Annotated in this window: 22 protein-coding genes; 14 read left to right on the forward strand and 8 right to left on the reverse strand. The window is 62.2% G+C overall.

Annotated elements, in window-relative coordinates; translation table 11 throughout:
* Positions 1 to 25: 25 nt before the first annotated feature.
* The 4 genes from CBW66_RS05150 to CBW66_RS05165 form a co-directional block, all read right to left on the reverse strand.
* Positions 26 to 790: an ABC transporter substrate-binding protein gene (locus tag CBW66_RS05150; protein ID WP_086142842.1), complete on the reverse strand. Its 765-nt coding sequence runs from the start codon at positions 788 to 790 to the stop codon at positions 26 to 28.
* Positions 790 to 1,656: a carboxylating nicotinate-nucleotide diphosphorylase gene (nadC, locus tag CBW66_RS05155; RefSeq protein WP_086136901.1), complete on the reverse strand. Its 867-nt coding sequence runs from the start codon at positions 1,654 to 1,656 to the stop codon at positions 790 to 792. The genes CBW66_RS05150 and nadC overlap by 1 nt, the downstream gene beginning before the upstream one ends.
* Positions 1,653 to 2,786, reverse strand: a complete 1,134-nt coding sequence (gene nadA / locus CBW66_RS05160; protein WP_086136902.1) for a quinolinate synthase NadA — start codon at positions 2,784 to 2,786, stop codon at positions 1,653 to 1,655. The genes nadC and nadA overlap by 4 nt, the downstream gene beginning before the upstream one ends.
* A 235-nt stretch (positions 2,787 to 3,021) precedes the next feature.
* Positions 3,022 to 4,620 (reverse strand): ABC-F family ATPase, encoded by a 1,599-nt coding sequence (locus tag CBW66_RS05165; protein WP_086136903.1) that lies wholly within the window; start codon positions 4,618 to 4,620, stop codon positions 3,022 to 3,024.
* Between the two features lie 212 nt (positions 4,621 to 4,832).
* Between CBW66_RS05165 and CBW66_RS05170 the strand changes: the two genes are divergently transcribed.
* From CBW66_RS05170 to CBW66_RS05180, 3 genes are all read left to right on the forward strand, one after another.
* Positions 4,833 to 5,381: a DUF2939 domain-containing protein gene (locus CBW66_RS05170; protein WP_170932825.1), complete on the forward strand. Its 549-nt coding sequence runs from the start codon at positions 4,833 to 4,835 to the stop codon at positions 5,379 to 5,381.
* A gap of 74 nt (positions 5,382 to 5,455) precedes the next feature.
* Entirely contained in the window at positions 5,456 to 6,127 is a 672-nt protein-coding gene (locus CBW66_RS05175; protein ID WP_086136905.1) for a hypothetical protein, read from the forward strand.
* Positions 6,128 to 6,175: 48 nt separating this feature from the next.
* Positions 6,176 to 6,622 carry a GNAT family N-acetyltransferase gene (locus CBW66_RS05180; RefSeq protein ID WP_086136906.1) on the forward strand — a complete coding sequence of 149 codons (447 nt, stop codon included), beginning with the start codon at positions 6,176 to 6,178 and terminating at the stop codon, positions 6,620 to 6,622.
* Positions 6,623 to 6,681: 59 nt separating this feature from the next.
* On the opposite strand, the gene CBW66_RS05185 is transcribed toward CBW66_RS05180, so the two are convergent.
* Positions 6,682 to 7,374, reverse strand: a complete 693-nt coding sequence (locus CBW66_RS05185; RefSeq protein ID WP_086136907.1) for a DUF3334 family protein — start codon at positions 7,372 to 7,374, stop codon at positions 6,682 to 6,684.
* 306 nt (positions 7,375 to 7,680) lie between these two features.
* Positions 7,681 to 7,938 carry a DUF1488 family protein gene (locus CBW66_RS05190; protein ID WP_086136908.1) on the reverse strand — a complete coding sequence of 86 codons (258 nt, stop codon included), beginning with the start codon at positions 7,936 to 7,938 and terminating at the stop codon, positions 7,681 to 7,683.
* A 232-nt stretch (positions 7,939 to 8,170) separates the two neighbouring features.
* Between CBW66_RS05190 and CBW66_RS05195 the strand changes: the two genes are divergently transcribed.
* The 5 genes from CBW66_RS05195 to CBW66_RS05215 all read left to right on the forward strand — a co-directional run bounded on the left by CBW66_RS05195 (position 8,171) and on the right by CBW66_RS05215 (position 12,673).
* A complete protein-coding gene (locus CBW66_RS05195; RefSeq protein ID WP_086136909.1) occupies positions 8,171 to 9,841 on the forward strand; it encodes a DUF6138 family protein in 1,671 nt (556 codons plus the stop codon).
* A gap of 111 nt (positions 9,842 to 9,952) precedes the next feature.
* Positions 9,953 to 10,639: a hypothetical protein gene (locus tag CBW66_RS05200; protein WP_086136910.1), complete on the forward strand. Its 687-nt coding sequence runs from the start codon at positions 9,953 to 9,955 to the stop codon at positions 10,637 to 10,639.
* A 25-nt stretch (positions 10,640 to 10,664) separates the two neighbouring features.
* Positions 10,665 to 10,991: a hypothetical protein gene (locus tag CBW66_RS05205; protein ID WP_086136911.1), complete on the forward strand. Its 327-nt coding sequence runs from the start codon at positions 10,665 to 10,667 to the stop codon at positions 10,989 to 10,991.
* Between the two features lie 83 nt (positions 10,992 to 11,074).
* Positions 11,075 to 11,716, forward strand: coding sequence for a hypothetical protein (locus tag CBW66_RS05210; protein ID WP_086136912.1), 642 nt, complete (start codon positions 11,075 to 11,077; stop codon positions 11,714 to 11,716).
* Between the two features lie 87 nt (positions 11,717 to 11,803).
* Positions 11,804 to 12,673, forward strand: a complete 870-nt coding sequence (locus CBW66_RS05215; RefSeq protein ID WP_086136913.1) for an alpha/beta hydrolase — start codon at positions 11,804 to 11,806, stop codon at positions 12,671 to 12,673.
* 8 nt (positions 12,674 to 12,681) lie between these two features.
* Here the strand turns inward: CBW66_RS05215 and CBW66_RS05220 are convergent, their stop codons facing one another.
* Positions 12,682 to 13,569, reverse strand: coding sequence for a LysR substrate-binding domain-containing protein (locus tag CBW66_RS05220; RefSeq protein WP_086136914.1), 888 nt, complete (start codon positions 13,567 to 13,569; stop codon positions 12,682 to 12,684).
* Positions 13,570 to 13,738: 169 nt separating this feature from the next.
* Here CBW66_RS05220 and CBW66_RS05225 point away from each other — a divergent pair, with 169 nt between their 5' ends.
* The 6 genes from CBW66_RS05225 to CBW66_RS05250 all read left to right on the forward strand — a co-directional run bounded on the left by CBW66_RS05225 (position 13,739) and on the right by CBW66_RS05250 (position 16,963).
* A complete protein-coding gene (locus tag CBW66_RS05225) occupies positions 13,739 to 14,359 on the forward strand; it encodes a LysE family translocator (protein ID WP_086136915.1) in 621 nt (206 codons plus the stop codon).
* Between the two features lie 77 nt (positions 14,360 to 14,436).
* The gene (locus CBW66_RS05230) at positions 14,437 to 15,291 is read left to right on the forward strand and encodes an undecaprenyl-diphosphate phosphatase (RefSeq protein ID WP_086136916.1); all 855 of its coding nucleotides are present in this window, start codon (positions 14,437 to 14,439) and stop codon (positions 15,289 to 15,291) included.
* Positions 15,292 to 15,351: 60 nt separating this feature from the next.
* Positions 15,352 to 15,921 (forward strand): manganese efflux pump MntP, encoded by a 570-nt coding sequence (mntP, locus tag CBW66_RS05235; RefSeq protein WP_086136917.1) that lies wholly within the window; start codon positions 15,352 to 15,354, stop codon positions 15,919 to 15,921.
* A 95-nt stretch (positions 15,922 to 16,016) separates the two neighbouring features.
* Positions 16,017 to 16,223: a hypothetical protein gene (locus CBW66_RS05240; RefSeq protein ID WP_139841564.1), complete on the forward strand. Its 207-nt coding sequence runs from the start codon at positions 16,017 to 16,019 to the stop codon at positions 16,221 to 16,223.
* Positions 16,224 to 16,338: 115 nt separating this feature from the next.
* The gene (locus tag CBW66_RS05245; RefSeq protein ID WP_086136919.1) at positions 16,339 to 16,644 is read left to right on the forward strand and encodes a hypothetical protein; all 306 of its coding nucleotides are present in this window, start codon (positions 16,339 to 16,341) and stop codon (positions 16,642 to 16,644) included.
* Between the two features lie 73 nt (positions 16,645 to 16,717).
* Positions 16,718 to 16,963, forward strand: a complete 246-nt coding sequence (locus tag CBW66_RS05250) for a hypothetical protein (RefSeq protein WP_086136920.1) — start codon at positions 16,718 to 16,720, stop codon at positions 16,961 to 16,963.
* A gap of 7 nt (positions 16,964 to 16,970) precedes the next feature.
* Here CBW66_RS05250 and CBW66_RS05255 read toward each other — a convergent pair whose 3' ends face one another.
* Positions 16,971 to 17,192, reverse strand: coding sequence for a hypothetical protein (locus CBW66_RS05255; protein ID WP_086136921.1), 222 nt, complete (start codon positions 17,190 to 17,192; stop codon positions 16,971 to 16,973).
* Between the last annotated feature and the right edge of the window lie 94 nt (positions 17,193 to 17,286).

The following is a 17,286-nucleotide window of genomic DNA, read 5'->3' on the forward strand; positions in this document are numbered from 1 at the left end:
TCAAGCGCGGTAAAGATAGCCAGTGTCAGGGTATGCTGACGTCGTAGCGCTTGCCCAGCCGTTTCAATTCGCCCGTCTCGATCAGGTTATTCAGTTCCTGGTCGAACTGCAGCCGCAGCCTGTCGAAAGCGGGTGAGCGTGGATAGGCAAAATAGCCGTTTTGCAGTTCGATGATTCTTGGCAGCGGTTTCACCTGGCGGCCATAGCCAAGACGGCCGATGACGGGGTCGGTATTGCGGCGGTTGCTGATGAACACGTCAACGTGGTTGTGCACCAGCATCTTCAAGCCATTTTCCACATTGTTGGCCACGCTGACCTGCAGGCCTGGCCGCACGCGCTCCCAGTCCGCGCCATAGGCCCAGCCATTGAGCAGCACCACCCTGCGGCTCTTCAGCGCCGCGTAATCGCCATCCCAGCCGAAACTGGCGTCCTGGCGCGTATAAAAGACCATCTGGTCCTGGTAGAAAGGCTTGTCGGAAAACGCCATGCTGGCGATGCGCTCGGGCGTCTTGTAGGGACCGATCAGGATATCGGCCTGGCCCTGCACCAGCATGGCTTGCGCGCGCGCCCACGGCACCATGCGGAAACGCACGGTGTTCCCCGTGCGCGCCGCCATCACGCGCAGCAGTTCCGCGCCCAGGCCGCCGTATTCGCCGCTGTCCTGATATTCGAACACGCGCTCGAACTGCGCACCCACGGCCAGCAGCTCGCGCGCCGACGCCGGCAAAGGCACGGCAAACGCCGGCCACAACAACGCCAAGGCCAGCAGGCGCCGCCCTGCCCCTTTCATCAGCCGACGATGCGCAAGGAGTAATCGGTGGCCCGCACATCCTTCGTCAGGCTGCCGATCGAGATGCGGTCCACGCCCGTCTCGGCAATGGCGCGCACGGTATCGACATTGATGCCGCCCGACGCTTCGAGCAAGGCACGGCCATTGGTGAGGGCCACGGCTTCGCGCATCATGTCGTTGCTGAAGTTGTCGAGCAAGATGGAAACGGCGCCCGCATCGAGCGCTTCCTGCAATTGCGCCAGGGTTTCCACCTCGATCTGCACGGGCACGCCCGCATCGAGGTTGCGCGCGTTTTCCAGGGCCTGGCTGACGCCGCCGGCCGCCGCGATATGGTTTTCCTTGATCAGGATGCCGTCATACAGGGCCAGGCGCTGGTTCTTGCCGCCGCCCACGCGCACCGCATACTTTTGCGCCAGGCGCAGGCCAGGCAAGGTCTTGCGCGTGTCCAGAATGGAAGCTTTCGTGCCGGCCACCACGTCCACATACCGGCGCGTGGCCGTGGCCACGGCCGACAGCAGCTGCAGGAAATTGAGGGCGCTGCGCTCGGCCGTGAGCAAGGCGCGCGCCGGCGCCTGAAGCGTGCAGACGACGCTGTCGGCCGTCATCATGTCGCCTTCGGCATAATGCCAGACGATGTCGATGCTGCGGTCCAGGCTTTTCATGATGCCTTCGAACCACGGCGCGCCGCACAGCACGGCCGCTTCGCGCACGATGACACGGGCCGTGACGATGTGGTCGGGCGGCACCAGCTCGCCCGTCAGGTCGCACTGGCCCACGTCTTCCAGCAAGGCGGCCAGCAAATTGGCTTCGAACGCGCGCGCCAGGGCCGGGTCGAAGGGAGCGAAAGAATTAACGAGGGTACTCATGCTGGACCGATTCCTTGGAACAATTTGGTTTCTTTTGCCAGGTCCGCGCCCGGCTGGATGCCAGCCTTTTTCGCGGCGGCGAAGTCGAGCATGCGCTTGATCGAGCGCACGGCCAGCTGGCCGACAGCGGGGTCGACATGGATTTCGTTGTGCATGTTTTCCAGCGTTTGCGCCAGATTCAGCAAGCCGTTCATGGCCATCCACGGGCAGTGCGCGCAGCTCTTGCAGGTGGCGCTGTTGCCGGCCGTGGGCGCTTCGATGAAGTGCTTGCCCGGCGCGGCCGCGCGCATCTTGTGCAGGATGCCGTTGTCGGTGGCGACAATAAACGTGTCCGTGTCCATGCTTTGCGCCGCCGCGATCATTTGCGACGTGGAACCGACCATGTCGGCCAGCGCTACCACGTTGGCGGGCGACTCCGGATGCACGAGCACCTTGGCTTGCGGATACTCTTCCTTGAGCAAATCGAGTTCGATGCCCTTGAATTCGTCATGCACGAGGCAGCTACCCTGCCACAGCAGCATGTCGGCGCCCGTCTGCTTCTGGATATACGAACCCAGGTGCTTGTCGGGCGCCCACAGGATTTTCTTGCCCTGCGCATGCAGGTGAGCAACGATGTCGAGGCCGATGGACGACGTCACCATCCAGTCCGCGCGCGCTTTTACTGCTGCGCTGGTGTTGGCGTAGACCACCACCGTGCGGTCGGGATGGGCGTCGCAGAAGGCCGTGAATTCATCGGCCGGGCAACCGAGGTCGAGCGAACAGGTCGCGTCGAGGTCGGGCATTAGCACGGTTTTCTCGGGACTGAGGATTTTCGCCGTTTCGCCCATGAAGCGCACGCCGGCCACGACCAGGGTCTTGGCCGGATGGTCGCGCCCGAAGCGGGCCATTTCCAGGGAATCGGAGACGCAGCCGCCCGTGGCTTCGGCCAGGTCTTGCAGGTCGGCATCAACGTAGTAGTGGGCAACGAGCACGGCTTCGCGCTCGATCAGCAGGCGCTTGATGCGCGTGATCAGTTCGGCTTTTTCGGCCGGGGACGGCGTCGCTGGCGTGCGTGCCCAGGCGTGGGCGGTGCAGCTGGCTCCGTCTTGTGGATGTTCGTACTCGACGGATTTGATGGCTAAAGTTTGCATGGCTGTGTCAAACAAAAACGGGATAGACCGGCACGATTGCAATGAAGCATTGCGCCGGAACGAAATAACCGCGGCGCGTCGGTGTGGTGATACCAGAGTACACCACCAGCTTTCCAAACGCCTGATAAAACCGTAGCGAGCGGCAGCGATTTGTGGCCGAGAAGCGCAACCGTGCTGAAGCACGGTGAGCATCACAGGCCGCAAAGCGCGACGCGCAGCAGGTTTGATCAGGTGTTTAATCGATACCCTGGCTCTTCAGGTAGTCCTCGTAGTTGCCACGGTAATCGACCACTTCATCTTCCTTGATTTCGATGATGCGGTTGGCCAGCGAGGAAACGAATTCGCGGTCATGCGACACGAAGATCAGGGTGCCCGCGTATTTTTCCAGCGCGATGTTCAGCGATTCGATCGATTCCATGTCCATGTGGTTGGTCGGCTCATCGAGCATCAGCACGTTGTGGCGGCCCAGCATCAGCTTGCCGTACATCATGCGGCCCTTTTCACCACCGGACAGTACCTTGACGGCCTTTTTCACATCGTCGCCGCCGAACAGCAAACGGCCCAGGATGGAACGCACGGCCTGGTCGTCGTCGCCCTCTTTCGTCCACTGGCCGATCCAGTCGGTCAGGTTCGTGTCCTTGGCGAAATCTTCCGTCGGGTCTTGCGGCATGTAGCCGACGTTGGCGTTTTCCGCCCACTTCACGCGGCCCTGGTCCGGCTGCAGGCCGGCGATGTCGCCCGCGATGCAGCGCAGCATGGTGGTCTTGCCAGCACCGTTGGCGCCGATGATGGCGATGCGCTCGCCCGCTTCGACGAGGATGCTGAAGTTCTTGAACAGCTGGCGGTCGAAGCCTTTCGAGATGTTCTCGACTTCCACGGCCAGGCGGTGCAATTTCTTTTCGCCGTCGAAACGCACGAACGGATAGGCGCGCGACGATGGCTTGATGTCGTCGACCTTGATCTTTTCGATCTGCTTGGCGCGCGATGTCGCCTGGCGGGCCTTCGACTTGTTGGCGGCGAAGCGGCGCACGAACTCTTGCAATTCCGCAACCTTGTCTTTCGCTTTCGCGTTGTTGGCCAGCTGCTGGTTGCGCGCCTGGGTCGAGGCGAACATGTATTCGTCGTAGTTGCCCGGATAAATCTTCAAGGTGCCGTAATCCATGTCGGCCACGTGGGTGCACACCTGGTTCAGGAAGTGGCGGTCATGGGAAATGATGATCATGGTGGAGTTGCGCTCGTTGAGCACGTCTTCCAGCCAGCGAATCGTGTTGATGTCCAGGTTATTCGTCGGCTCGTCGAGCAGCAGGATGTCCGGATTCGAGAACAGCGCCTGCGCCAGCAGCACGCGCAGCTTCCAGCCTGGCGAGACATTGCTCATCGGACCCTGGTGCAGCTCGATGGCGACACCGGCGCCCAGCAACAGCTCGCCGGCGCGCGATTCGGCCGTGTAGCCGTCGTATTCGGAAACTTTGCCTTCCAGCTCGGCCGCCTGCATGTAGTCGTCGTCCGTCGCTTCCGGGTTCGCGTAGATGGCGTCGCGCTGCTGGATGGCGGCCCACATTTCCGTGTGGCCCATCATGACCACGTCAAGCACGCGCATGTCTTCAAACGCGAACTGGTCCTGGCGCAACTTGCCCAGGCGCTCGTTGGTGTCGAGCATGACGTTGCCGCCCGACGGGTCCAGGTCGCCGCCCAGAATTTTCATGAAAGTCGACTTGCCGCAGCCGTTGGCGCCGATCAAGCCATAGCGGTTGCCGTCGCCGAACTTGACGGAGATATTCTCAAACAATGGCTTGGCGCCAAACTGCATCGTAATATTTGCTGTAGAGAGCATGTGATATTGGGTCTTTATTCAGTTAAAACAGCTAGTTAAATACTTTTCTCCCATTATACAGCACCCACCCTCATCACTCTATAGTCGTCCGCCGAGGGCCACCGGAGCCCATGCGGGGGGAAATAATGGCAAGAAAATATGATTGCTGTATTTCAATTTAACGGATACGCTGCGTGGCATCCGTTTCCACCCCTCCAACTCACAGGCATCACTTGAAAAAAATCACCATCGCCGCGGCCGTGGCCGTCATTGCCGTCGCCGCCACCACCTATGCTTCGCCCTACTATGCCTTGCACCAGATCAAGACCGCCCTGGCCGAACGCAACGCCGACGCCCTGGCCGGGCATGTGGACTTCCCCGCCCTGCGCGCCAGCGTCAAGACGCAGTTGGAAGCGAGCATGGCGCGCAGCATCGAAGCGACTGCCGGCAGCGGCAATCCGCTGGCCGCCCTGGGCCAGTCGATCGCCGGCGCCATGCTGGGCAAGATGGTCGATGCCATGGTCTCGCCCGCGGGTGTCGTCGCACTGGTCAACAAAAGCGCCGTCAGCCCGCAAGCGGGAGCCGCAGGCGACGCGGACGCGCCCGCCGATGGCGCCGGGAAAAAAGCCGCATATTCCGCCGGCTATGCCGGCCTGAACACCTTCGTCGTGCGCGCACAAGACGGCAATGCGCAGGACGGCGCACTGGTCCTGCAGCGCCATGGCGTGTGGGGCTGGAAATTGAATTCGATCGAGATTGCGTCGGCGATGGCCGCGCACTAACGAAAAAGAACGCGCATGCGCAGGCGATCTGAGACACAATGCGTGTCATTTTGCCTCGGATTGCAGGAAATTTCATGCTGAAACACATGGCTTTATCGCTGGCAATGACCCTGGCCTGCGCCATGCCATTGGCCCGCGGCCTCGATGGCACAGCCGGGAGCAGCCACTCCGTTGCCTCGCGCATGCAGGCGGAAACGTCCAGCGCGGCCGACCCCGACGCCCCCGCGCCACTGCCCGTGCCCAGCGATATCTCGTTGGCCGAACTGGAGCGCCGCCTGGCGCTGGGCCAGGCGCAAACCGCCGAAAAACACTATACCAGCGCGCTCGATCCGGCCGTGCTGAGTACCTTGGCGCAGCAGATGGGGTGCCAGGATATCGCCGGCACGCATCCGTTCGGCTTGCCGCTCGATCAAACGCGGCCCACCGTCCTGAGCGGCGCCCATCTGCTGGCGCGCTGCCCGGACCGCGCTTACGTGACGATCACGGCGATGTCGATGGCGGGCAAGGCGGGCAAGCGCGCCTCCCTCAGCCCGCAGGCGTTCAGGCACACGGTCGATGGCAGGCCCGCGCGGCGCCTGTATTACAAGGCGCCCAACGGCCGCCAGAAGGAATCGCTGACCATCATCGATGGCAACTATGCGTATGCGCTCGAATACTGGTCGCTCGATGACAGCCAGCACAGCGGCATGGTGGGCATGCGCCGCATGGAAACATTGACGTTGCCGCAACAAGACGGGCAAAAATAGCCAAAATACTGTATATTCATACAGTTACCGACTATTTTCCTGCCCGCCATGCCTGCCACCCCGCACAACGCCTCGCCCTACACTATTTCCGTCAGCGCCACGCTCGACGCGGAAGTCGAGCAAACCATCCTCGACGGCTTGAACGCCTACAACGATGCCATCACGGGATACCAGGACAGGCAGGTGTTGAGCGTGGTCGTGCGCGACCGCGACAGCCAGCGGGTGCTGGGCGGCGCCATGGGCAGAACCTCGCTGGGCCTGCTGTTTCTCGATTTGTTTTATTTGCCCGCCGCCTTGCGGGGGCTGGGACTGGGCAGCCAGATACTGGCGCAGTTCGAAGAGGAAGGCCGCCGGCGCGGCTGCGCCTCGGCGGTGCTGTACACCATCAGTTTCCAGGCGCCCGAATTTTACGAGCGCCGCGGCTGGCGCCGCTTCGGCGACATCGCCTGCAGTCCCGAAGGTACGAGCCGCGTGTTCATGAGCAAGACCCTGTAGGCTGTCAACGGCAGCGGCCGGCGGCAAACCGGCCGCCAGCCGCTCTCCGATACCGCTGCTTACATGCCCAGCGACTTGAGCAAGTCTTCGTTGTCGTCGGCTTCCGGCGCGGCTGCCGGCGCGGGGGCCACGTCCCGCTCGCGGTTCGCATACTCCGTATCCATCAGCGAATCGGCATCGACTTCGCGCGAATCGAAATCGTGCAGCTTGATGAACTCGGTACGGTCGATCGCCAGTTCCAGATAGAAAATATTATTCTTTTCCGTATAGAAAGTGACGCGGCGCATTTCCGGGCGGTCCAGCGGCGTGTCGACGCTGAGCATCACCTGCTTGTTCAGCACCAGCATCTTCGGCTGGCTCTGGGTGATGTTCGTTTGCAGCTCGCGCCGCACCTTGCCCGTGAAGTCGCCGACGATCTGGTTCATCAGTTCGCCCATGATGTTCGACACTTCGTCCGACGTGTAGAAGCTGGCCAGCTCCGACTTCGGCATACCCATGTGCAACATGTAGCGCTCGTAGATTTCCATCGCCGTATCGGCGGCAAAATTGAGTACCACCAAGCCCGTGAAACCGCCATCGAACATCACGAAGCAGCCGATGTCCGGCTTCAGGCCCGTCTTGGTGATGCGCTGCACCATGCCTGAATAATTGACCTTGCTTTGTGTTGCAACGTTGAGCACCCGAACCACCGAGTTGCACAAACTCATCAACAAATCTTCTGTACCGTACACAACATCCTTTTCTGCATCCATGAGCAACCTCTCCTACTATTTTAAAGATGACAGCACTGTTCCCTGCCCGCCGCGAGCCGAAACATGACCGTTTCGCTCAGCAGGCGGACGACTTCACCTTTGCATGCCTGACCTTGCGTGGCAGTGCGCGCCGCGATGCCGCCGGCCCGAACTGCCCTCTTACCTTTTTCTGTATAGAAATAAGTATCAGATGCGCAGAATACCGAGATGTAACATTTCCGTCCAGCCATACCTGCATTTACTTGACGATCTGTGCGGAAATACCATATCTGGCCAGGACACGGGGGCAGGCAAAAGAAATAGTAACTAAAAATCAAGTGCGCGCAAGACCACGCCGCTGACCAGCAAATCGCGGCTCAGGTAAGCGAAGGCGCGCTGGCCGATGCGCAGGCGGTGGGTGTCGAAGATGTCCAGCAAGTTGCCGCCCTGCTCCTGGTCCAGACTGCGCAATGCCGTGTCAGTGATAAGGCAAGTTTTTTCCGCCCCGAAGACGGACAGATGGAAGCGGATGGCGTCACCCGCCTGCTCGAGCGCGATACTGTCGCGGAGAATTTCATAGGGCATGGCCGGGCGGCTCCTGGCTAGGTTGTCGCGGCAATGGCGCGCAAGCTCGGCGCCATTTTCCGCTAGGAATCAGCCGAGAATAGCGGCAAGACGCGCAAGCTACCGTCTGCCACCGAACATAGGCGCATACCAGTAGTCGCTCGCGTGTGGCCCTTGTTGCAGACGGCCCTGTCCACCTAAAATAGTGTTTTATATTAAACATGGCACTGTCACGCGCCATGCAAGGAAGTCAATGAGCACATTGCTAGAGCAGGCAACACGAGAAATGACGATGGCGATCCACGCCTGGTTCGATGAGCGGCTGCAGCGCATGGACCTAGACGACGCCGTGAATCGTACCACCTTGCAAGCGGGCGTCTTCAGTGACTTCATGCTCGATTACAAACCGGGCCGCACCACTGCCGACGATATCGACCTGGGCTTCGACGACGATGTGCGCCCCCGGACGCCGGTGCGCCTTGATGACGCGCAAGTGCGCGACTTGATCGCGCCGCAACTGGCGGCGCTGGTGCAAGCCCGTCTGGCGCCGCTGGTCAACACGCCCATGATCGACTACCGCTTCACCTTCCGCGGCAAATTCCAGACGGCGCAGGGCAAGCTGCACCTGACCTTGCTGGAATACGTGAATGACAATAAACGCCAACTATTGCTTGAGCGCATACACGCATATGTCGACCGCAAGCTCACGCACGGCACCCATCCGACGGAAAAGCTGGAAACGTTTTTCCTCACGCGTCACCTGCTCGACAAGCAACTGTTCCCGCAACTCGACGTGACCTGGACCATCGCGCAATTCGACCGCATCCAGGCCTTGAACAAGGCCAGCCCGGACACGTTGGCCGAACACCGCCACGATATCATCCGCGCCATCACCGGCTGGGCGGAAAACGAGTTCCTGCCGCAATACTATGATCGCGTCCAGTCCGCTTACCGCGCCACCGAATACGCCTTGAAAGCGGCCGTGGCGCTCGATGCCCAGGCCATGCAGCCGATCGACCTCCTGTTGTATGGCGCCGTCATGATACTGCGCCATGAACCGAGCTACGCCAAGTCGAAGGGCCTGAAATTCCTGGAAATCGCACGCGAACTGGGCAGCGAACGGGCCGCGCGCATGCTCAAGGAAGGCAGCGGCACTTTCGCGCCCGACGCCATCCACCTGAAAAATGCACTGCTGGAATGCCGCGCCAACGATGTGTTTGCCACCATCAGCATCACGATAGCCCGGGAAGAGGAAGGCGCGTATGCGCAGGCGCTGGCCTTCATCACGCATCTGCTCAACAACGGTTTCCCGAAAAGCTGCCAGATCAAGCTCAAGTCCAAGGTCAAGCAGTATCTGCCGGTCAAGGGTCTGGCCAGGTCCGATACGCACCGCTTCTTTGCCAACGCCCTCGCCTACGCCGCCCTGCAGCCGCAGCTGGAAGCGTATGCGCGCGCCGCCATCGCGCAATACGAATTCTATGCCGACACGGAAGGCGAAAAGAATTGCATGCCCGGCAGCTATGCCACGTTTGGCCTGGGCCTGCTCGACGCGCGTTATTTTCCGCTGGTGCAGCACTACATGGCCAACGTCGACGAGGAACACCAGTCCGTGCAGGACCAGTTCACGGCGGCCTTTGCCGAGCAATATGGCGTCACGCGCGACTCCGCTCCCGTGCTGGCGACCTGCCTGCGCGCGTGCACGGACAGCGCAAAAGTCAAGATCCAGGTGGAACTGGAAGATGTGGAGAAACTGGAACTGTTCTGCCAGCAACTGCAAGGGCTGGAAGGCTATCTGGTCGAGCACATGCTGTATCCCATCTGGGGCAAGCTGGAAAAACTGGCCGCCCTGGCGCGCAAGGCGGACGGACGGCGCAAGCACCTGCTGCTGGCCCTACTGGAAGCGGCCAGCAAGGCGGATGTCTGAGGTACGCAACCTTCTGTGCGCAACATTATGACTTTCACCATCTATAATGCGCGCGCCAGAGTTGCCACAAGGCATCTTTTGGCGCCTGACATTGAATCGTGGAGAAAACACATGCATCAAACACAACAAACATCGCGCACCGCCGTGCTGGCAGCAACCTTGGCCGCCGCCATGGCGCTGGCCCAGCCCGCCTTCGCCGCCGGCACTGCGGAACTGGCGCCGCTGGACGTGGCCAACCTGTACATCAAGACCATCATCAACCAGGATGAAGCCAGCGTCGCCAAGCTCAACGCCTACCTGCGCCCCACCCGCCTGGCGGGCCAGCAAAGCGCCGAATACGCGTCGTACAGCGACTTGAAGGCGGCCGATGCCAAGTTCCCGACGGCAACCGGCAAGCTGATCGCCGACCTGTTCCCCGCCGCCATGCGCGCGGCCGTCACGCCGGCCGCCGAACAGCTGGCCGCGAACGTCATCGCCGCCAAGAATGGCGCCGCTTGCCAGGCCACCAAGGCGGCCCCGGTGACGGTGGAAAACGGCATGCAGACGGCCGCCGTCAACTTCGAATGCCAGGTCGTCAAGGTGCCCGTGGCATGGGCGCCGGCAGCCCAGCAACTGGCGAAGAGTGGCTGCAAGGTCGAGCAATGCAAGGCCGGCCTGCAAAAGATCGCCGCCACCTACACGAGTTCGCCGAAGCAGACCTGGCGCGCCGTGTTCGCCGTCAGCCGCGAAAAGGACTCGGAAGCGTGGCGCAACGATTTCGCGCGCGAGACGTTCGATGAAATCTGGGAGTACCTGTAATCGTGGCCTCGTTTACAATGGCTGGATGAACAAGTTGATTCCGGTACCGCAACCCGCAGGCCTGGCCTTGCTGCGCCTGCTCGAGCCCGACCATGTGGAAGGCGCGGTGGTCGCACAAGCGCTGGCGCAAGACTTGCCTGCACTACACGGCAAGCAATTGCTGGCGCTGCTGCGCCGGCTGCGTGCCGCCCAATCGAACCAGCAGCACTATGCGGGCGCCAGCGCAGAGCAGGCCGAACAGCAGTTCGGCGCCACCATCGCCGCCGTCAAGGCGGAACTGGCCACGCGCCCGCACATTCTCAACAAACCGGAAGCGAAGGCCCTGCGCCAGGCGGCGGCAAAGAAGCGCTGAGCGGGCCTGCGGTGCGTGGGCAGGCCCGGCCCGCCTTCTATAATCGGTGACGATACATTGTTCCCGCACCGAGAGGATTGCCCATGCCCACACGCTTTTTCCGCCACCTGGCCGGCCGCACCATCCTTGCCGTCTCCGCCCTGGCCGCCATGCAGGCGGCCCATGCACTGGAGACGGGCCCCATCGACGCGCGCGCCGTATGGCAGGAACGCTCGCTGTCGGCTTGCCGCAGCGAACAGTCGCACTCCGCGCCCGACGTCTGCCTGCTGCGCACCATGCAGCGTACCGGTGCGCCCCCGCAAGCCATCGCCGCCGCCAGGATGCTGGTCAGTGCAAACATGCCAGGCTACATCTCTGCCTGGCGCCCGCTGGGCAAGGTGGCGCTGGCCACCGTCACCTATCCGTTTCGCGCCAACACGAATGAAAGCACCTTGCTGATCGGCAGCGACGGCGCCGCCATCGATGTCGACGAGCACTCCGTGCGCGAGGAAGACCGCGCCACGCCCGCCTGGCAAGCGTTTACGGCCGCCCATCCGGATTCCGTGCCGTTCGCGCCCGCCGAGTTCGTCGGCAGCACGGCCACCAGCGACGGTGGCCAAAGCGTGCTGTTTTCCACGCCCCTGATCACTTGCCACGCCTGTGTGGACGATGGCGCGCTGCTGGTCGCCTACACGATCGACAAGGCCGGTATCGTGCGCGAGCGAAAACTCTTGACGATCAAGTAAGGCTGCAGCAAAGATAAGATAGAATTGCTCAATGGCATGTCTATACGCGTACATGCCATCTATCCAACCTACTTATCACGGGAAAACATGCGCCGCTCCTGCCTTGCACTGCACCTCACCGCCGCCCTGCTGCTGTCCAGCCCCTTCCACCTCGCCACTGCCGCGCCCGCCGCCACCGCCAACGCAGCCGCCAGCGCGGCCACGCCGCTCGTCATCGGCGAAAGTTTCACGATCGATTCGCAGGCGCTGAAGGAACAGCGCCACATCAATGTGTATGTGGCGCGCGCCTGGGATACGCCGCCCGACGCACCGCTGCCCGTGCTGTACATGCCGGACGGCGGCGTGGCCGAAGACTTTTTGCACGTGGCCGGCTTGCTGCAGGTGTCGGTAGCCAATGGCACGATGCGCCCGTTCATGCTGGTCGGCATGCAAAACACGCAGCGCCGGCGCGACCTGACGGGGCCGACCGATAATGCGCAAGACCGCAAGATCGCGCCCGTCGTGAGCGGTTCGCCAGCCTACCGGACCTTCATCCGCGACGAGCTGATGCCGGAAGTCAAACGCCGCTACCGCACGACGGGCGAGACGGCCATCGTCGGCGAATCGCTGGCGGGCCTGTTCGTGGTGGAAACATACCTGCTGGAACCGCAGCTGTTCGACCATTACCTGGCGTTCGACCCCAGCCTGTGGTGGAACCAGGGCGCCCTGCCGCGCCAGGCGGCGGAGCTGCTGGCCAAGGGCAAGCCGGGCAAGCACAGCCTGTACCTGGCATCCAGCAGCGAAGCGGGCATCGCCGTGGAAGTGCAGCGCCTGGCCGACGTGCTGCAAAAACACGCGCCGTCCGGCTTGCAATGGCATGTAGAAAGGATGCCGGAAGAAACACATGGCACCATCTACCATCCGGCCGCATTAAAAGCGTTCCGCGCCGTGTTCAAGCCCGCCGCCGCGCCGCAATAAGCGGAAAGTTAGGGCGCCGGCAGCGCCTGCCCCATCTGCTCGCGCAGCCAGTGCAGCAAGGCGGTGCGGCGCGCATCGCCGTCGAACGCCAGCGGCGACAGCAGGAAATAGCCGCTGCCGTCGCGCCGGAAACCCAAGGGCGCGACGAGGCGCCCGCTGTCGAGGTCTTCGCGCGCCATGAAGATGGAGCCGATCGCCACGCCCAGGCCGGCGCAAGCCGCTTGCAAGCTCAGATAGAAATGCTCGTAGGTCTGGCTGTCGCCGTGGTAGCCAAGGCCGTCGTCCGTGCCGGCGGCGCGCCAGTGCGCCCAGGCGGCCGGGCGCGACGCCGTGTGCAGCAGGCGTTGCACAGACAGGTCCAGCCGGCCTTGCCGCAGCAGGGCCGGCGCGCACACGGGCGCGATCCATTCGTCGCACACCTTTTCCACATGCAATCCTCCATCCCACGCAAAATCGTTGCGGCGCAGCGCCACGTCCACCGCATCGCGCTGGAACGCCACCGGCCCGCCCGAGGCAAACAGGTGCAGCGGCACTTCGGGATGGCGCCGGTAAAAGTCGCCGAGGCGCGGGATCAGCCATTTCATCGCGATCGTCGGCTCGCATGACACCACCAGCGGCGCCGGGCGCGCCGGCTGGCGCACCGCTTCGAGGGCGGCGTCGAGCCGTTCGAACGCCTGCTGGACGGCATCGCGCAACTGCGCGCCCGGCGCGGTCAGGAAGACGCCGCGGTTGCGGCGTTCGAACAGGGCCGTGCCCAGCGACGTTTCGAGCAGGCGGATTTGCCGGCTGACCGCCCCGTGCGTCACGTGCAGCTCGTCCGCCGCCTGGACAAAACTGCCGAGCCTGGCCGCCGCCTCGAAGAAACGCAAGCTACCGAGTGCTGTCTGTCTGCTCATGATCTGTCATTTTTTCTCACGCATATCGGCAAGATATCATCGTTTTTTATCGTCCGTCATTATACGGATAATGCGTCTTCCGGCCACCGGCATGGGCACAGTGCCTTGCCCATACAAGCGATGAATACTCACCGATTGCCATGCGGCCGCCACTCCCCAAGGAAGACACATGATTGCATTGCTTGCCGTTGCATTGATTACCCTGCTGGCCGCCATCGTTCCCGGCCCCGATTTCGCGATGGTCACGCGCAACAGCTATCTGCATGGCCGCCGCGCGGGCTTGCTGGCCGCGCTCGGCATCGCGCTGGGCGTGCAAGTGCACGTGTTCTATACGATGTTTGGCGTGGGCCTGATCATCGCCAGCTCACCGGCCCTGTTTACGGTGATCAAGTTTGTCGGCGCCGTGTACCTGATCGTGATCGGCTGGAAAACCTGGAGCAACCGCGCGGGCCTCGTCATCGACCTGCATGGCGGCGCCCGCGTGCCCCGGCATCAGATGTTGCTCAACGGCTTGCTGACGAATGCCCTGAACCCGAAAACCACCTTGTTTGTCATCAGCACCTACACCCAGGTGGTGCAGCCGGGCACGCCATTGAGTGTGCAGTTCTGCTACGGGCTGTGCATGTCCGCCATCCACCTCGCGTGGTTTGCCGTGGTGGCCATCTTTTTCTCGCAAGCTAACTTTCGTTTGCGCATGGTCAGCCACCAGCGGACCATCGACCGGCTGATCGGCACGCTGCTGATGACCCTCGGCGTGCTGCTGGCCTGCGCCAACATGGACAAACTGTAATGACGCGCACGGTTCAGGCACACGCTGCCGCGGGTAAAATCGGCGGCCCTGCTTTACCCGCCTGAGTGCCGTCCGCCATGAGCTTTTTGCAATTATTTATCCTTTCCATCGTCCAGGGCTTCGCCGAGCTGCTGCCCGTGTCCAGCTCCGCCCACGTCATCATGGCGGAAAAAATGATGGGGCTGGACCCCACCTCGCCCGAGCTGACCATGCTGCTGGTGATGTTGCACACGGGCACCATGTTCGCCGTCATCGTGTATTTCTGGGCATCCTGGCGCGCCACGTATTTCAGTTCGGCCAGCGCCTTCCGCAGCAACGTCCTGCTGCTCATGGCCGCCACGGCCCTGACGGGCATCGTCGGCTTCGGCTTGCTCAAGGGCATTACGCATGTCATGAGCAGGGATGCGCCCGGCTTTGAAATCGAACACCTGTTCGGCAACGCGAAACTGATGGCCGCCGCCCTGGCCGCCGCCGGCGTACTGATCATTGTGTCCGCACGCCTGCAAGCGCGCCAGCATGGCACCTTGTCCATCGGCAAAGCGATGCTGATCGGCGCCGTGCAAGGCCTGTGCCTGCCCTTCCGCGGCTTTTCCCGCTCGGGCGCCACCATTTCAGCCGGCATCGCCATGGGCGTGCCGCAGCGCCGCGCCGAGGAATTCAGCTTTGCCCTGGCTGTCGTGCTGACGCCGGCCGTGCTGGTCAAGGAAGGCTGGCGCTTCTACCAGGCCGTGGCAAATGGCAGCCTGGACCATCTGGAGCACGGCAACAGCCTGCTGCAGCTGCTCGGTCCCAGTCTGCTGGGCATGCTGCTCTCGTTCCTGGCCGGCTTGCTGGCCCTGCGCTGGCTGTCGCGCTGGCTGGAACAGGGCCGCTGGCATTTCTTTGGCGCGTATTGCCTGCTGGCCTCGTTAGTCGTGCTGTACCTAGGGTAAAATCGCCGGGTTTGTCATTTGCCACTCACCATCCCAGCCAGGTTTTACAGAAAGCCAACGATGAATTTCGCCGCCACCGCCGCCCTCTCCCTAGCCATGTCCACCGATGCCTTCGCGGCCGCCGTGGGCAAGGGCGCCGCCCTGCACAAGCCGCAATGGCGCGAGGCGCTGCGCACGGGCCTGATCTTTGGCGTCATCGAGGCGATCACGCCCATTATCGGCTGGGCTCTGGGCAGCGTGGCCGCGCCGTACGTGGAAGCGTGGGACCACTGGATCGCCTTCAGCCTGCTGGGCATCATCGGCCTGTTGATGATACGCAATGCCCTGTCCGATGCCGACGAGGAAGAAGCCCCCGCGCAATCGCACTCGTTCTGGGTGCTGGCTGTCACGGGCCTGGCCACCAGCATCGATGCCATGGTCGTGGGCGCGGGCCTGGCATTGCTGGGCGCCAACATCGTCGTCACGGCGGCCGCCATCGGCTTTTCCACCTTCGTCATGGTGACCCTGGGCGTGATGCTGGGCCGCGTGCTCGGCACCATCGCCGGGCGGCGCGCCGAGCTCGTGGGCGGCCTGGTGCTGATCATCATCGGCTGCGTGATCTTGTACGAGCATATCGGCCATCCGGCCTGAAGCCCGGGCGCGCACGGCACAAGCGCCGGCGTGGCTGGCGGCGCGCTTTGTGCTACATTCAATGCTCTGCATTCCTGTCTCGCAAGGTGACCATCATGGAAACTATTGAGCTGCTTTTTGCCGCGCTGGTGCGCGAAACGGCCGAATTGATACGCGACCACCACGTCCCTTTTGCCATCAAACACGATGAGCGCGCGTATTTCGAGTGGATGGATGGACACCCGATCAATGGTTATATCCAGGAAGCGTATCGGGAGATCGAAGAGACCGCCCAGCAGATCCGCGCCATTCGCGCTGGGTGACGACGTGCGTTGGATCGTAGTCAGAAATTGGGGTATTGATCGAGATCAAGCACTCTGCTGTTCGATACGCGTAGCATGGTCTGGCCCATGACAATCAGGTCTGGAGGCGGTAAACATGGATCAGCAACAAAAACACCAGATCAGGGGTTATGAATTTCATGTGACGGGGGCGCTGGAGAAGGATGGGCGCTACCGGGGCATGATCCTGATCAGCAAGCGCGGCGATACCTTGCAGGCGTATGCCAAGCCCGTGCTGATAGAAACACCGAGCAGTTTCAAGTCCGTGCACGCGGCCTTGATCGAGGCATCGGCGTATGCCCAGGAACTCATCTATAACGGCGCCATCAAGGCGCTGCTGCCGGCCGACGGGACGCTGACCGGAAAACAGGCGCCGCAGCCGCCGGATTTCGTCGGCAACTGACACTGGCAAGCGCATCCGGCCATCCGAGGGTGCGCGTATAATGACGCGCTTTCCCGGATGAAAACCCAACACCATGGAATTTGTGAATTTACCGCTGGTCTTCCTCGTCGGCTGCGCGCTGATCGCCTTGCTGGCCAAGAAAAATGGTTACTCGTGGTACCTGTTTTTCTTTGCGATTGCCGTACCCGCGCCCCTGTTGCTGCTGGCCTTGCCCCATGTGCTGGACGTGGAAACCGCGTCGCTGACTTCCGTACGGCTGGGCACCGCCCTGCTGCCGCCGCTAGCAGGCTTGCTGCTGGCCCTGCGGGGCAAGCACTAAGGCTGTTTCATCGCGCAGGCACCCCATCGGCCAGTCGCCAGCCTACCGACAAGGCCACTTGCTGCGCTTCTTTTTCGTTGCTGCAATCGTCGTAATCGCAGGTGTCCGCATACGCGCCGCACGTCTGGTTCTGGCTGATGTACGAGCCGACCCAGCGGCCATCGCGGCGCTGGCTGGCCGTGGCACTGATGATAAAGCCTTTGTGGATGGTGGGGTTTTCAAAAGACATAATTCCTCCGATGCAAAAATAGCGTCAGGGATCTGACTGGGTTCCACTGTGCGCCTTGCGGCCGTCCAGGTCTGTACGTTTGACCACACTCACG

The organism is Janthinobacterium sp. GW456P, from assembly GCF_002127655.1.
Classification (GTDB): Bacteria; Pseudomonadota; Gammaproteobacteria; order Burkholderiales; family Burkholderiaceae_D; genus Janthinobacterium.